13 protein-coding genes are annotated in these 14,730 nt (G+C 61.2%); 9 read left to right on the plus strand and 4 right to left on the minus strand.

The genetic code is table 11. From position 1 onward, the window contains the following. Window positions 1-121: 121 nt before the first annotated feature. The 3 genes from G5221_RS13015 to lpxL form a co-directional block, all read right to left on the minus strand. A complete protein-coding gene (locus tag G5221_RS13015) occupies window positions 122-1,267 on the minus strand; it encodes a mannitol-1-phosphate 5-dehydrogenase (protein WP_421263366.1) in 1,146 nt (381 codons plus the stop codon). A 37-nt stretch (window positions 1,268-1,304) separates the two neighbouring features. Then, entirely contained in the window at window positions 1,305-3,227 is a 1,923-nt protein-coding gene (locus tag G5221_RS13020; protein WP_421263367.1) for a PTS mannitol transporter subunit IICBA, read from the minus strand. 639 nt (window positions 3,228-3,866) lie between these two features. Continuing rightward, the gene (gene lpxL / locus G5221_RS13025) at window positions 3,867-4,790 is read right to left on the minus strand and encodes an LpxL/LpxP family Kdo(2)-lipid IV(A) lauroyl/palmitoleoyl acyltransferase (RefSeq protein ID WP_421263368.1); all 924 of its coding nucleotides are present in this window, start codon (window positions 4,788-4,790) and stop codon (window positions 3,867-3,869) included. A 204-nt stretch (window positions 4,791-4,994) separates the two neighbouring features. Here lpxL and hldE point away from each other — a divergent pair, with 204 nt between their 5' ends. After that, on the plus strand, window positions 4,995-6,422 hold the full coding sequence (gene hldE / locus G5221_RS13030; protein WP_005335903.1) for a bifunctional D-glycero-beta-D-manno-heptose-7-phosphate kinase/D-glycero-beta-D-manno-heptose 1-phosphate adenylyltransferase HldE: 1,428 nt from the start codon (window positions 4,995-4,997) through the stop codon (window positions 6,420-6,422). A gap of 116 nt (window positions 6,423-6,538) precedes the next feature. On the opposite strand, the gene tolC is transcribed toward hldE, so the two are convergent. After that, window positions 6,539-7,861: an outer membrane channel protein TolC gene (gene tolC, locus G5221_RS13035; protein WP_058057939.1), complete on the minus strand. Its 1,323-nt coding sequence runs from the start codon at window positions 7,859-7,861 to the stop codon at window positions 6,539-6,541. A 304-nt stretch (window positions 7,862-8,165) separates the two neighbouring features. Between tolC and nudF the strand changes: the two genes are divergently transcribed. The 8 genes from nudF to G5221_RS13075 all read left to right on the plus strand — a co-directional run bounded on the left by nudF (window position 8,166) and on the right by G5221_RS13075 (window position 14,634). After that, window positions 8,166-8,807, plus strand: coding sequence for an ADP-ribose diphosphatase (nudF, locus tag G5221_RS13040; RefSeq protein ID WP_139443426.1), 642 nt, complete (start codon window positions 8,166-8,168; stop codon window positions 8,805-8,807). Next, the gene (locus G5221_RS13045; RefSeq protein WP_418139029.1) at window positions 8,770-9,258 is read left to right on the plus strand and encodes a DUF1249 domain-containing protein; all 489 of its coding nucleotides are present in this window, start codon (window positions 8,770-8,772) and stop codon (window positions 9,256-9,258) included. Before nudF ends, G5221_RS13045 begins: the two co-directional genes overlap by 38 nt. A 22-nt stretch (window positions 9,259-9,280) precedes the next feature. Further along, window positions 9,281-10,099 (plus strand): 3',5'-cyclic-AMP phosphodiesterase, encoded by an 819-nt coding sequence (gene cpdA, locus G5221_RS13050; protein WP_041202814.1) that lies wholly within the window; start codon window positions 9,281-9,283, stop codon window positions 10,097-10,099. A gap of 12 nt (window positions 10,100-10,111) precedes the next feature. Beyond that, on the plus strand, window positions 10,112-10,699 hold the full coding sequence (locus G5221_RS13055; protein WP_421236103.1) for a YqiA/YcfP family alpha/beta fold hydrolase: 588 nt from the start codon (window positions 10,112-10,114) through the stop codon (window positions 10,697-10,699). A 2-nt stretch (window positions 10,700-10,701) separates the two neighbouring features. Continuing rightward, window positions 10,702-11,325 carry an NUDIX hydrolase gene (locus G5221_RS13060; RefSeq protein WP_421209318.1) on the plus strand — a complete coding sequence of 208 codons (624 nt, stop codon included), beginning with the start codon at window positions 10,702-10,704 and terminating at the stop codon, window positions 11,323-11,325. Between the two features lie 196 nt (window positions 11,326-11,521). Next, the gene (locus G5221_RS13065; protein ID WP_421249677.1) at window positions 11,522-11,764 is read left to right on the plus strand and encodes a DUF1656 domain-containing protein; all 243 of its coding nucleotides are present in this window, start codon (window positions 11,522-11,524) and stop codon (window positions 11,762-11,764) included. Further along, on the plus strand, window positions 11,757-12,623 hold the full coding sequence (locus G5221_RS13070) for an HlyD family secretion protein (RefSeq protein WP_156853640.1): 867 nt from the start codon (window positions 11,757-11,759) through the stop codon (window positions 12,621-12,623). The genes G5221_RS13065 and G5221_RS13070 overlap by 8 nt, the downstream gene beginning before the upstream one ends. A 1-nt stretch (window position 12,624) precedes the next feature. Then, window positions 12,625-14,634, plus strand: coding sequence for an FUSC family protein (locus G5221_RS13075; RefSeq protein ID WP_421263369.1), 2,010 nt, complete (start codon window positions 12,625-12,627; stop codon window positions 14,632-14,634). Window positions 14,635-14,730: the final 96 nt, after the last annotated feature.

Raw genomic sequence — 14,730 nt, forward strand, 5'->3', positions numbered from 1 at the left:
TCCAGCTGACAGGGAGAGAGTCAGCCTCTCTCCCGGTTTTTATCATATGGGGCACATTCCCTTGCCATTCAAGCGCTTGGCGCGCTATCAGTGGTGGCTGAATGCGCCGCAAGCAGGGTCATTACAGGGTTTCGTAACGGGCGACGATGGCGCGAACCACTTCGCTCTCTTCATCCAGTCCGGTGACGCGGGCCAGCGCTTTGGCCGGGCCCAGCTCCGCCAGCAGGGCTTGCAGCTCCACCGCCTGCGGGTCATCGGCATTGCGATAGTGGAGCGCCGCGGCGATCCCCTCCTGCAACTGCTCGTTGGGCAGGCCGTACTCCAGGGTGCCCAGCAGCGGCTTCACAAGTCGATCTCCCGCCGCCAGCTTGCGCAGTGGCTGACGACCGACCCGGTCAATCTCGTCCACCAGATAGGGGTTGGCGAAGCGGGCCAGGATCTTCTCGATGTAGGCGGCGTGCAGGCGCGGGTCGAAGCCGTAGCGTTTTACCAGCACGGCACCGCTCTCCTCCATGGCGCGGCGTACCTTGCTGCGGATCACCGGATCCTCGATCGCCTCGCGCACTGTGCGGTAGCCCCACAGTTTGCCGAGGTAGGCGGTGACGATGTGGCCGGTGTTGAGGGTGAACAGCTTGCGCTCGACGAAGGCCATCAGGTTGTCGGTGGGTTCCATGCCCGCCACCTGTGGCAGCTCCCCCTTGAACTGGGTCTGGTCGACGATCCACTCGCTGAAGCTCTCGACCGTCACTTCCAGCGGATCATCGTTGGCAGCCGCGGCGGGCGGCACGATGCGATCCACCGCCGAGTCGACGAAGCCGATACAGGATTCGAGCGTGGCATGATACGCGACCGGCAGGTACTTGAGTACCTCCCGCTTGAGGTGGCTGGTGCCGCGCACCATGTTTTCGCAGGCAATGACGTTGAGCGGAGTCAGGTTGCCGGCATCGAAACGGGCCTGCAGCCCCTTGGCCAGGGTGCTGGCAATCTTGTCCAGAATGTTGGGGCCGACGGCGGTGGTGACCAGATCGGCGGTGATGATGCGGGCGATCACCTCGTGACCGGCGGAGCTCACCGCCGCCACGTTGCGCACCACATCCAGCTTCTGATCTGCCCCCACCACATGGACCTTGTACTCCTGACGGTGGTTGAGCTGGTCGATCAGGGTGTCGTTGACGTCGGCGAAGGTGACCTGATGGCTGGCATCCGCCAGCACTTTGCCGATAAAGCCGCGACCGATGTTACCAGCACCAAAATGCAATGTTTTCATGATATTAACCTCTTGAACCAAAGACGATGAAAGATGATTAGGCAGCCTGTTCGGCACCCAGCAGATCCAGGAAGGCCTGGGGATCCGTGGTGCTGGCCAGCCGGTCGATGAGACCGGGTTCATCCAGTGCATTGGTCAGGCGGGTTATCACCTGCATGTGTTCGTCGTTGCGGGCGGCGATACCGATCACCAGCCGCGCTACCTCATCGGCAGCCTCGCCAAAGGCGACCCCGGCCGGGTACTGGCAGATGACGATGCCGGTACGCTTCACAAACTCCTTGGCGGCGATGGTGCCGTGGGGCACGGCGATGGATTCGCCGAGGTAGGTGGAGACCAGCTGTTCACGCTCCAGCATGGCGTTGACGTAGTCGGGCGCCACGTAGCCGCGCTCCGCCAGCAGTCGGCCTGCAGTCAGGATGGCGGCCTCCTTGTTGTCCGCTTTCAGTCCCAGATGCACGTCATGACGGCTCAGGGTGAACACTTCGGCCGCTTGCGGTTCGTAGCTGTCGTCGTTGGCGGCCACCAGCAGCTGCGGGTTGGCGACATCGTCGTTGGCGGCTTGAGTCAGACTCTGTACCAGCTCCTGATAGAGGCCGTTGTCGAGGAAGTTGGTCAGTGAAATATGGTGGGCATGCGGCGCATGGCGACGGGCCCGCTCGGTCAAATCCTTGTGGGTGATAACCCAGTCCACCTGATCGTCGAGCTGATCGATGGCGCGGTTGGTGACGCTGATATCGAGCCCGGCGGCCTGTACCCGCTTGCGCAGCATGCCGGCGCCCATGGCGCTGGAACCCATGCCCGCATCACAGGCGACCACGATATTGCGCACCGCCATCAGTTCGCCGCCCGGCTTTTTGGCCGCTGCGGTTTCGGGCTTGCCGCCCTTCATGGCTTTCATCTTGCGGGTAGCTTCACCGAGGGCATCGGCCTCGTCGGCTTCCGGCTGCTGGGCGCGGACGAACACGGCGGCAACCAGGAAAGAGACCAGAGTAGCGCTGATGATGGAGAGGGCGACCCCGATCAGGGAGGCTTTCGGCGTCATCAACAACACGGCGAAGATGGAGCCCGGCGACGCGGGGGAGACCAGACCGGCATTGAACAGGGTCAGGGTAAAGACCCCGGTCATGCCACCGGCGATCACCGCCAGAATGAGGCGCGGGTTCATCAGCACATATGGGAAGTAGATCTCGTGGATGCCGCCGAAGAAGTGAATGATGGAGGCGCCAGCCGCGGACTGCTTGGCCGCACCGCGGCCGAACACCATGTAGGCCAGCAGCACGCCCATGCCTGGGCCCGGGTTCGCTTCAATCAGGAAGAAGATAGAGCTGCCGTGCTCGGTCGCCTGCTGGATCCCCAGCGGCGAGAAGATGCCGTGGTTGATGGCGTTGTTGAGGAACAGGATCTTGGCCGGCTCGACGAAGATGGAGGTGAGCGGCAGCATGTGGTTTTCCACCAGGAAGCCGACGCCACCGGCCAGCAGGCCGGAGAGCACCTTGACGAAGGGGCCAATCACGAAGAAAGCGAGGATCGCCAGCAGCATGCCGATAAGCCCGGCGGAGAAGTTGTTGACCAGCATCTCGAAGCCGCTCTTGACGCGACCGTCCATCGCCTTGTCGAAGCGCTTGATGGCCCAGCCACCGAGCGGGCCGACCATCATGGCGCCCATGAACATGGGGATATCGGTTCCCACGATGACACCCATGGTGGTGATGGCACCGACCACGCCGCCGCGCTCACCGCCCATCAGTTTGCCGCCGGTGTAGCCAATCAGCAGCGGCAGCAGGTAGGTGATCATGGGGCCGACCAGCTTGGCCAAGGTTTCATTGGGCAGCCAGCCGGTGGGGATGAAGAGGGCGGTAATAAAGCCCCAGGCGATAAAGGCGCCTATGTTGGGCATGACCATATTGGACAGGAAGCGTCCAAAATTCTGTATCTTGACTTTGGTATCCGGTGATAACATGTCGGGACCCCGTTTTAAGCCTGTTTGATTAAAAGTGGTAGTCGGGATGGCCGGTTTTGCCGAACCGCCATCCCGGTCGTCTAAGCAACTTCAATCTACCAGCTTGATATCAAATTAGGCTGAAAACGGGGTGTCTTGTGATCCATCTCTCAGATACCCCGTCGTACCCCCTCTCCAACCAGTGATGAAGATCACATTCGCCCGCTGTAATTCGGCTACATTTCGATCTTTTCTGTTTTTAATGACTATTTTTTGTGATTCAGATCACCAAGTGGGCTTTGCCGTGCCTTTGCGTAAAGGTGATTCACTTCACAAATTCAGTTTTTGTATTCGAATGGGGCAAATCACTCAATAACTCATCAGAGGGTGGTGACGATGGATCTATCGAAATCTCTCTCTACTTATCAATGAATCAATAGTTTTGTAACCCGCTTTCAGTTTTTGCAGGCAGTGATGAGGGCTCTTTTGTGGCCGGTTGATGGAGATGATCGGCAGATTGCAGGAGGTCGTGCAGGAGGTTATGGTGCGGTTGACGCAGGGGGAGCTTGCTTGCCGCACAGGGTTGACTACGGGAAAAAACAAACCGCCAGCAGGCGGTTTGTCGGTTTTGGCGATCTGGCCCCAGTCGGGTGCTGCGGCTTAGTAGAAACCCGCATCCTCGGGGGAGGGGCGGGTCTTGAAGCGGCGATGGAGCCACATGTACTGCTCCGGCGCCTTGCGCACGGCGGCTTCAATCTCGCGGTTGGCGCGGGCGGCATCAACCATGTCATCTCCGCTCGGGTAGTCGGCAAGGGGCGCGCCGATATGCAGGGTGTAACCCTCGCTGGTGCGGATGTTGTAGCAGGGGAGGGTGACGGTATTTTTCACCCGCGCCAGGGTGGCGGTGCCGGTGATGGTGGCCGCCTGCTCTATCGCGAAGTAGGGCACGAACACACTGGCGTGGCTGCCGTAGTCGTGATCCGGCGCGTACCAGAGGGCGTCACCGTTGCGCAGCGCCTTGATCATCCCCTTCACGTCCATCCGGTCTACCAGATATTTGTTGGAAGCGCAGCGACCGTGATACTGGGCATACTCCAGCACCGGATTGGTGTTGGGGCGATAGACCCCCACGCCGGGGCGCACCAGCCCGAAACAGCGGGCGTTGAGTTCCAGCGTCAGGAAGTGGCAGGAGAGCAGCAGCATGCCCTGACCTTTTTCCATGGCGGCGATGACATGCTCTTCCCCTTCCACCTTCATCAGGTTGCGCATCCGCCAGTCTGGCCAGAACCAGGCGATCCCCACCTCGAACACGGCGCAGCCCACGCTCTCGAAGTTTGCCTTAAGCAGTTTCTCCCGCTCATCCCGGGTCAGCTCGGGCATCGCCAGCTCCAGATTGCGACGGGCAATCTTGACCCGGGACTTCAATATCCTGGCGGCGAGACGACCGAGCTGACGGCCCAGCCACATCTGGCTACGCCACGGCAGCAGGGTCAGCAGCCAGAGCAGGCCGAGGCCGAACCAGCTGGCCCAGTAACGGGGATGAAACAGGCGGGGCTCCAGGCGGGGAGCGTTGTCGTGGGCCATGGCTAATCTCTTGTTCGCAAACACAATCGGGGGATTCTAGCCGAAAAGGGGGGGCGGGGGCGAATGGCTGTGTGCTGGTCAGAGGGGTAGCCTGCGTCCGGTTAGCGTGACAGCGGCGGCAACCGCGGTCGGCTTTTTCTACACCGGATAAAAGAGTGTGATAAAATCGCCCGCTGATTTTTCAGGTTTTGAGAGTCGATACAGATGAAGATCACCCTGCCCGATTTTGAAAAAGCCCGCGTTCTGGTCGTTGGCGATGTCATGTTGGACCGTTACTGGCATGGCCCTACCGGTCGGATCTCCCCCGAGGCGCCGGTGCCCGTGGTCAAGGTTGAACACATTGAGGAGCGTCCCGGTGGCGCGGCCAACGTGGCCCTCAACTCCGCCGCCCTTGGCGCTCACGCCGTGCTGCTTGGCCTGACCGGTCAGGATGAAGCGGCCGATGCGCTGGCTGGCCAGATGGCTGGCGTCAAGGTGGCCTGTGACTTCGTTCGTCTGGCCGACTTCCCGACTATCACCAAGCTGCGGGTGCTGTCCCGCAACCAGCAGCTGCTGCGTCTGGACTTTGAAGAGCCCTTCCACTCCGTCGATGCCACCCTGCTGATGAGCAAGGTCGAGCAGGCGCTGCCGAATAGCGACGTGATGATCCTCTCCGACTACGGCAAGGGTGCTCTCAACGACGTGCCCGGCATGATCCAGCGCGCCCGAGCCGCCGGTATTCCGGTGCTGGTCGATCCCAAGGGGACCGACTTCGAGAAGTATCGCGGTGCCACTCTGCTGACCCCCAACATGTCCGAATTCGAGGCCGTGGTGGGCAAGGTGAAGAGCGAAGAGGAGCTGGTCGCCAAGGGGCTGGATCTGGTCAAGCGTTTCGAGCTGGATGCCCTGTTGGTCACCCGTTCCGAGAACGGCATGACACTGATCCGCGAAGGTCAGCCGGAGCTGCATCTGCCGGCTCAGGCCCACGAGGTTTATGATGTGACCGGTGCCGGTGATACCGTCATCTCCACTCTGGCTACCTCGCTGGCGGCAGGCAAGAGCCTGGACGAAGCCTGTGCGCTGGCCAATACCGCTGCCGGTATCGTGGTCGGCAAGCTGGGTACCTCTACCGTTAGCCCGGTCGAGCTGGCCAACGCCCTCTATACCGAGCAGGAGACAGGCTTCGGCGTCATGTCCGAAGCCCAGCTGAAAGTGGCGGTTCGTGCCGCCCGTCTGCGCGGCGAGAAGGTAGTGATGACCAACGGTTGCTTCGACATCCTGCACGCCGGTCACGTCTCCTATCTGGCCAACGCCGGCAAGCTGGGGGATCGCCTGATCGTGGCGGTCAACACCGACGAGTCGGTTCGCCGTCTGAAAGGGCCGGGTCGTCCGGTCAACCCGACCGAGCGCCGCATGGCGGTGCTGGCTGCGCTGGGCGCGGTGGATTGGGTTGTGCCATTTGGTGAAGATACCCCGCAGCGCCTGATCGCCGAGATCCTGCCGGATCTGCTGGTCAAGGGCGGCGACTACAAGCCGGAAGATATCGCCGGTTACGCCGAAGTGACCGCCAATGGCGGCGAGGTGCGCGTTCTCAACTTCGAGGATGGCTGCTCCACCACCGACATCATCAAGACGATCCGCGAGCGCGGCTAACGTTCTGCTAGCCCCGCAATCTGGCGGGGCTCTCTATCGGCGGTAGCAAGCCGACCGAAATACGGATAACAAAAAGGCGACCTTGCGGTCGCCTTTTTCATGTCCGATAGCGGCTATCAGCCCTTGGCTTTTGCCGTGGCTGGCATCAGACCCTGGTTCACTTCCACCAGATCCTGCGCTTCCAGAATACCGGCAGCCTGTTTCAGGCTCAGGATATTGAGGATGTAGTTGTAACGGGCTTCCGAGAGCTTCTGCTTGGCCTCGTACAGCTTGCGAGTGGAGTCCAGCACGTCGACGATGGTACGGGTACCCACTTCGTAACCGGCTTCGGTCGCCTTCAGGGCGCTGTCGGCGGAGACCACAGACTGGCTGTAGGCGCGAACCGAGCCGATGCTGGCGTTCACGTTGTTGTAGGAGGAGCGCACTGTGCTCTGCACCGAGCGGAAGTTCTTCTCCAGCAGTTCGCTGGCCGCCACGTAGTTGTACTGAGCCTGCTTCACCTTGGAACTGGTGGCGCCACCGCTGTAGATGGGCAGCTTGAAGGTCAGACCGATATTGGCCTGATTGTCATTGCCGCCGCTCTGAATACTATCCAGCTTGTAATCGGTATTGCTGGTTTGCAGTCCGGCACCCAGATCCAGCGTCGGCTCATGGCCGGTCTTGGCCAGATCGATCTGTTCCTTGGCAATGTCCTTGCTGATGCGGGCACTGTGCAGTTGCAGGTTCTTGTCCAGCGCCAGCTCCAGCCACTTGTCGGAACCGAAGGCGGTCTTCTGCGGGCTGAAACGATCGGTGTTCAGCACGTCCAGATTGCGGTGATCGATACCGGTCAGCTCGCGCAGGGTCTCGTAGCTGTTGTCCAGAGAGTTTTCGGCATTGATCTCGTCAGCCAGCGCCTGGTCACGGGAGGCTTCTGCTTCATGGACGTCGGTGATGGCGGTCAGGCCCACTTCGAAACGCTGCTGGGTTTGCTCCAGCTGACGCTCTACCGCAACCTTGTTGGCACGGACGAACTCCAGGGTATCCATCGCCTTGAGCACATCAAAGTAGGCTTTGGCGGTGCGCACCATCAGGTTCTGGATCTCGAGGTTGTAGGCAACATCTGACTGGGTGGCCTGCTTCTCGCTGATATCCAGATTGACCCAGTTACTGCGACGATAGAGGGATTGCGACAGCGTCACTTCACCCTTGGCGTTGGTATTGCTCTGGGTATCGTTCTTGTTTTGCAGATAATTGAGCCCGGCACCCAGATCGATCTGGGGCAGCAGAGGGGCACGGGATTCGTTGATCTTCTCGAAGGCCTGGTCGCGAACGGCTTTGGACTGCAGCAACTGCGGGTCTTTGATCTGGGCTTGCTGGTAGATGTCGAGCAGGTTTTCGGCATGGGCACCGGCACTGACGCCCAGCAACACCATGACTGACAAAAGTGTTCTTTTCATAGATCGTTTTAACCTTATGTAGTAACCCAAACTGGTTGCTGGAGAGGCAAATATTGTCACCGACCAAGCTTGATTGCAGCTTAATCACTCTACTATAAGCAAAATTTAATGCTAAGAGTCTCAGGTCCGGTGACGGGAACGTCAAGAACCGGACGCAGTTTTCTCCCCGCGCGCCTAGCCAAATGGTCTGTGGCTGCTAAAATCCACCCCTCATTACCATGGCACGCCGAGTGAATGAACGTTCATTCATGTTCCTCGGATTTTATGGTCAAACTGATACAAGTCAAGCTGACGGGAGCCCCGGATGTCGCAGCAACCCTTGCCGCAAGATCGGCATTACGCCGCCGATGATGTGAAAATCATTGAAAAATCAGCTGGATATAACGGCTTCTTCAAGGTGAATGTCTATCGTTTGCAGCATCGGTTATTTGCAGGCGGCTGGAACCAGCCCATCGTGCGCGAGCTGTTCGAGCGGGGCCATGCTGCCGCGCTGTTGCCCTATGATCCGGTGCGCGACGAGATCGTGCTGGTGGAGCAGTTCCGTATCGGCGCCATGGAGACCAGCCCGACCCCCTGGCTGCTGGAGCTGGTAGCCGGCATCATCGACGAAGGTGAGACCGCCGAGGCGGTGGTGCGTCGCGAAGCGGTGGAAGAGGCCGGTATCGAGGTGGCCCGCTGCGAGCATGCCATCAGCTATCTGGTGAGCCCGGGCGGCAGCACCGAGCGGATCGAGGTCTTTGTGGGCGAGGTGGATGCCAGCAAGGCCGAGGGACTGCACGGGCTGGCGGATGAGGGCGAGGATATCCGGGTGCACGTGGTGAGCCGCGAACAGGCCTACGCCTGGCTCAAAGAGGGACGTATCGACAATGCGGCCTCGGTCATTGCCCTGCAGTGGTTGGCCCTCAACCATGGCGAGCTGCGCGCCCGCTGGCTGGCGGATCGCTGAGGTGGCGCTGACCCTGCAACAGAGCAGGCGCTATGTGCCTGATCTGATGTCCTTGCAGCGTACCTGCGAGGTCAATTACATGGCGTTGATGAAACTGCTGCCGTCAGATGGGGAAGTCGGTGCCGAGCGCCGCTATCGGGTCGGCAACGATCTGCAGTTCCAGCTCACCATCATTGGCGAGAGTCGCTTCACCAATCAGGTGATCCTGAGCCAGCACAACCCCGAATTGCCCGAATATTTACAAGCTCAGATAGAGATTCGTTTGTATCATGATGTGCGGATGGCGGAAGTGTGTGCAGCGCAACAGATTTCCCGTTTGCAACCACGTTATGATTATCCCAATAAAAAGATGCACCAGCGGGACGAAAAGGAGCAGGTAAATCTGTTTCTGGCCGAATGGCTAAAATTTTGTCTCAGACATGGTACCAGCCCGATCAATATCTCCAGTTGAACAAATAAAAAGAAGCGTGATTTTGGAAACAGAGCTCCCCCAGGCGCAGGACGGCAGTGTGCGCCTGTTGCAAATTACCGACACCCACCTCTTCGCGAGTGCCGAAGGGCGGCTGTTGGCTGTGCGCACCGCAGAGAGTCTGGCCGCCGTGCTGGAACAGGTGCAGGCCAATGAACACCCCTACGAGGTGATTCTGGCGACCGGCGATCTGTCGCAGGATCACAGCCCGGAATCCTATCAGCGTTTCGCCTCCATGATGGCGCCCCTGGGCCGCCCCATCTACTGGCTGCCCGGCAATCACGATGACAGCCCGCTGATGACCGAATATCTCCATGCCGCCGGGATCAGTGAATCCAAACAGCTGGTGGGCGACCACTGGCAGGTGATCCTGCTCGACACCCAGGTGCGCGGCAAACCCCACGGCATGATTGGCGATCACCAGCTGGCCGCCCTCGACCGTGCCCTGCGTCAATATCCTGATCGCCACGCTCTTATCACCCTGCACCATCAGGCAGTGCCGGTGGGCTGTGCCTGGCTGGATCAACACAATCTCAAGAATGCCGATGACCTGTTCGCCGTACTGGCCCGTCATCCGCAGCAGAAGACCATCCTGTTTGGCCACGTCCATCAGGAGTTTGACGAGGTGCACCGCGGGGTGCGGCTGATTGCCAGCCCATCGACCTGCATCCAGTTCAAACCTCTCTCTGATGGCTTTGCGCTGGATGAATCCGGCCCGGGCTGGCGCTATCTCACCCTCTATCCGGATGGGCGGGTGGCCAGCGAGGTGTGGCGCCTGCCGGTGGGACAGTTTGTGCCCGACCCCAACGCCACCGGTTATTGAGGAGAGCATTGCATGAAGTCGGTTCTCCTTTATCTGCACGGTTTCAACTCCTCACCGGGCTCCGCCAAGGCGCAGCAGATGGCTGCCTGGGTGGCCGCCAACCGGCCCGACATCGAGGTGATCATTCCGGCCCAGCCCAATACGCCAGCGACGGCCTGGGCGGCTATCGAGCAGACCATTGCTGATCTGCAGCGTCGTTATGGTAGTGACTACAAGCTCGGCGCCGTGGGTAGCTCCCTCGGCGGCTTTATGGCGACCCGGGTCAGCGAGCAGTACGGCTGCCGCGCGGCGCTGATCAATCCGGCGGTGCGCCCGCACGAGCTGCTTTGCGACTACCTTGGCCCCCAGACCAATCCCTATACGGGTGAGCAGTACGAACTGCTGCCTCAACATATGGACGAGCTGCGGGCACTGGCGGTACCGGTGACGGCGCCGGAGCGACTCTGGGTGCTGCAACAGCAGGGGGATGAGGTGCTCGACTACCGTAAGGCGCTGGACGAATACCGCTTTGCCCGCCTCTCGCTGGAGTGCGGCGGCGACCACGCCTTCGTGGCGTTCGAGCGCTACCCCGCCCAGATTATCCGTTTCCTCGGGCTTTAATCATGCAACCGCCGTTGGCCGCCTTTCTGGAACAGGTACTGGTCACGGCGCAAGCGGGCCTCACCTACTCCAAAGACCCCTTCGATATCGGCCGTTTCGAGGCGCTGCGAGCGGCCACCGTGGCCCTTATCGCCAGCCAGGGCGAGCTGGCGCCGGAAGCCATCAGCGACTGGATTGCCCTCGACAGTGGTTATCCCACCCCCAAGCTCGATGTGCGGGCCTTCATTCAGAACGATGCGGGCCATATCCTGCTGGTACAGGAGCGCAGCGATGACTGCTGGACTCTGCCCGGTGGCTGGTGCGATATCGGTGACTCGCCGGCGGATGCCGTGGTGCGTGAAGTGGTGGAGGAGACCGGCCTTGAGTGCCGTGCGGTGCAACTGCTGGCCCTGTTCGACAAGCTAAAACATCCTCATCCGCCCCAGCTGCCTCACGCCCACAAGGCTTTCTTTCTGTGCGAGGTGGCCGGCGGCCAGCTGCTGGGCGAAACCGATGAAACCAAAGGGGCGGGGTACTTCCCCATCGACGACTTGCCCCCGCTCTCCCGCCATCGGGTGGTGGCCTCCCAGTTGCGCACCCTCCATGAGCACTTGCAGCAGGGGCGGCGCGATACCCTGTTTGATTGACATCTGAGGAAGTGAACCCGTTTGAGCTGGGGGAGGTGCCGACGCGCGATGGCGTGCACCATCCAGCGGATCGACAGGTCTGAACAAAAGGGGCTCATATGTTCCTGTTGCGCCCTGCGGGGCAGTGTTAATCTTTAGCTGCCTGTTTACTGTGCCTCGCCCGGGGCAGGGGATGGCCTGACTCTTCTGAACTTCACTGCCAACAGGGAGCACGTTTGTGACAACTCCTTCTGCGCTGCCGGATCTGGTACTGGGCGCCTCTCTCTACTTTCCGCCGCTGTTCAAGGCGGTGCTGCTCGGCCTGCTCTGCTGGCTGTCGGTGCACCATCTGCTGCGCGACTGGCTCTATGGCGGGGATGTCTGGCACCCCTTGCTGATGGATCTCTCCCTCTTTATCCTCGCCGTCAGCGGCGCTCTATGGATGCTGTTACATGGCTAAATCACCTCTCGCGACCCTCAAATACTTCTCCACCCTGCTGGTCTGCGCGCTGGCGCTGGCGGCGGGCTGGTGGCTGTGGAACTACTACATGCAGGGGCCCTGGACCCGGGATGGCAAGGTGCGCGCCGAGCTGGTCAGCATTACCCCCGAGGTGTCGGGCAAGATCATCAAGATCGCGGTGAAGGACAACCAGCTGGTGAAGGCGGGGGAGGAGATCTTTACGCTCGACCCCGAGCCCTACCGGATCGCCCTCGATAATGCCCGGGCGGCGCTGGCCAAGGCGAAATCGGATCTCGACAAGGCCGAGCATGAGGCGAACCGACGCAGTGGCCTGTCGCGCAGCGTCATCTCCGCCGAGACGATGGACGAAGCGCACCTCAATGCCCAGGCGATGCAGGCGGCCTATCAGGTGGCACAGGCCAATCTGGAGAAGGCGGAGTGGTCGTTGGCCAAGACCCGGGTGCATGCCGCGAGCGATGGCTACATCACCAACCTGCAGACCCGGGTCGGCAACTATGCCAGCGCCGGCGTGCCGCTGGTGGCGCTGGTGGATACTCACTCCTTCTATGTGCAGGGTTACTTTGAAGAGACCAAGCTTGGCCACATAGCACCCGGCAAACCGGCCGAGGTGGTGCTCTACAGTGGTGAGCAGCGGTTGCGCGGCGAGGTGGAGAGCATAGGGCGCGCCATCCACGATCAGAGCGTCGATGGCGGCAACGGCCTGCTGATCGACGTCAAACCCAACGTGCCCTGGGTGCGGCTGGCCCAGCGGGTGCCAGTGCGGATCAAGCTGCTGGATGTACCGGCGGACGTGACGCTGATCGCCGGTACCACCTGCACCATCACCATTGGCGAGTAGGGTGAGCGAGTCGTTCTGGCTGCGCACCCCCTGGGGGAGGGCGACAGGGGGGCAGTGGCGCTATGCCCTGCGCAATGCGCTGGCCATGTGCCTGTCGCTCTGGCTGGCCTTCGTGCTGCAGCTCGACTCTCCCTACTGGGCGATGAGCTCGGCTGCCGTGGTGAGTTTTCCCACCGTGGGCGGGGTGATCAGCAAGAGTCTGGGGCGGGTGGTTGGCAGTCTGATGGGGGCGATGGCGGCGGTGGTGATCACCGGTCTTGGCATCAGCGATCCCTGGCTGTTCAGTTTCCTCATCGCCCTCTGGCTGGGCTTGTGCACCTACATCTCCAACCACTATCAGAACAACGTCTCCTACGCCTTTGCCCTCGGTGGCTATACGGCCGCCATCATCGCCTTCTCCTGCGTCAATGTGGCGGATCCCCACCATATCTTCGATATTGCCCAGGCGCGGGTGAGCGAGGTGATCATCGGCATCCTCTGCGGCGGCCTGATGATGATGATCCTGCCCAGCACCTCCGACAGCGAAACCCTGCTGGAATCCCTGCGCAAGAGCCAAGCCCGCCTGCTGGAGCATGCCCAGCTGCTCTGGCTGGGGGAGATGACGCCCGAGGTGCGCAGCTCCCACGAAGGGCTGATCGACCAGATCCTCACCATGAACGTGCTGCGCATTCAGGCGGTCTGGAGCCATCACCGGCTGCGGCGCCAGAACCGGCTGCTCAACTTCCTGCTCCATCGCCAGCTGCGGCTCATCAGTCTTATCTCCAGCCAGCGCCGCATGCTGCACAACTGGCCGGAACAACCGGAAGGCATTCAGGTGCTGCTCGCCACCCTGCTGGCCGAGCTTGGCAAGCCGGGGTGCGACAAGTATCGGGTCGCGAGGTTACTGGCTCCCCTGATGCCGACCAGCGAGCATGATTATCGACTGCGCACCTTTTTGCTGCGGCTGCGCCACTTCTGCTGGAGCTATCTGGAGTGTCAGCGCTGGCTTGACCGGTTGACCCGCTACGACGATCAGGAGTGGCCGGCGCCGCCCCGCCACACCTCCCTCACCAGCCATACCGACACGCTGGAGGCCGCCTATAACGGCGGGCGCACCTTCCTCTGCGTGCTGCTCGGCTGCACCTTCTGGATCAACAGTCAATGGGATGCGGGCAGCTCGGCGCTCACCATGCTCTCCATCTGCTGCGTGCTCTACTCGGCGACCCCGGCCCCGGCTCAGGGGGCCAACACCATGCTCAGGGCGATCCTGCTGCTCAGCCTCATCTGCTTTGCGGTCAAGTTTGGCCTGATGATTCGCATCGACGACTTCTGGCTCTTCTGCCTCTTGCTCTTTCCGGCGCTGCTCACCATGCAGCTCTGCAAACAGCAGCAGGTGCGGCAGGCGGGCCTCTGGGGCCAGATGATCGTGCTGCTCGGCTCGTTTCTCGCTATCATCAATCCGCCCAGCTACGACTATCAGCAGTTCATCAACAGCAGCCTCGCCCAGATGCTGGGGGTGATGAGCGCCGCGCTGGCGTTTCAGCTGCTGCGACCCAGCTCGGATCGGCGCAAGAGCCGCCGGATTATCCGCTCCCTGCGCCGCCACTTCATGGATCAGCTGGAGCCGGCCCCGCGCCAGAGCGAGAGTCAGTTCGAGTCGCTGATCTACCACTGCATCAGCCAGCTCGGTCAGAGTCAGGATCAGACTGCCCGCCTCTGGGGGCTGCGCTGGGGCGTGGTGCTGCTCAACTGCTGCCATATCGTCTGGCAGCTGCGCCAGTGGCGCGGTGACGAGCACCCCCTCTATCTGGTGCGCGACAACTGTATCCGCAGCCTGAAGGGGATCCTCACCGAGCAGGGGGTGCAGCACGCCTCCCTCGACCGCACGCTGGCCGAGCTGCAGCGGATCAGTCAGGGGCTGGCCAACCATGGTGATGGCACGGCGCGAGAGCTGGCAGGCATGGTGTGGCGGCTGCAAAGTTCGCTCTCCCAGCTGCAACAGGCGCTGCCGGGCCCCGCCGAAGGGAGCTGAAACCGCCTTGGGAGGGGCGCAATCCCCTCCGGATCACCCTTTCCCGCAGCCAAGTTTGTCCAATACCCTCCCAACGAGTAAGATTCTCCCCAAACG

Source organism: Aeromonas sp. 602200 (genome assembly GCF_049173895.1).
GTDB lineage: Bacteria > Pseudomonadota > Gammaproteobacteria > Enterobacterales > Aeromonadaceae > Aeromonas > Aeromonas veronii_A.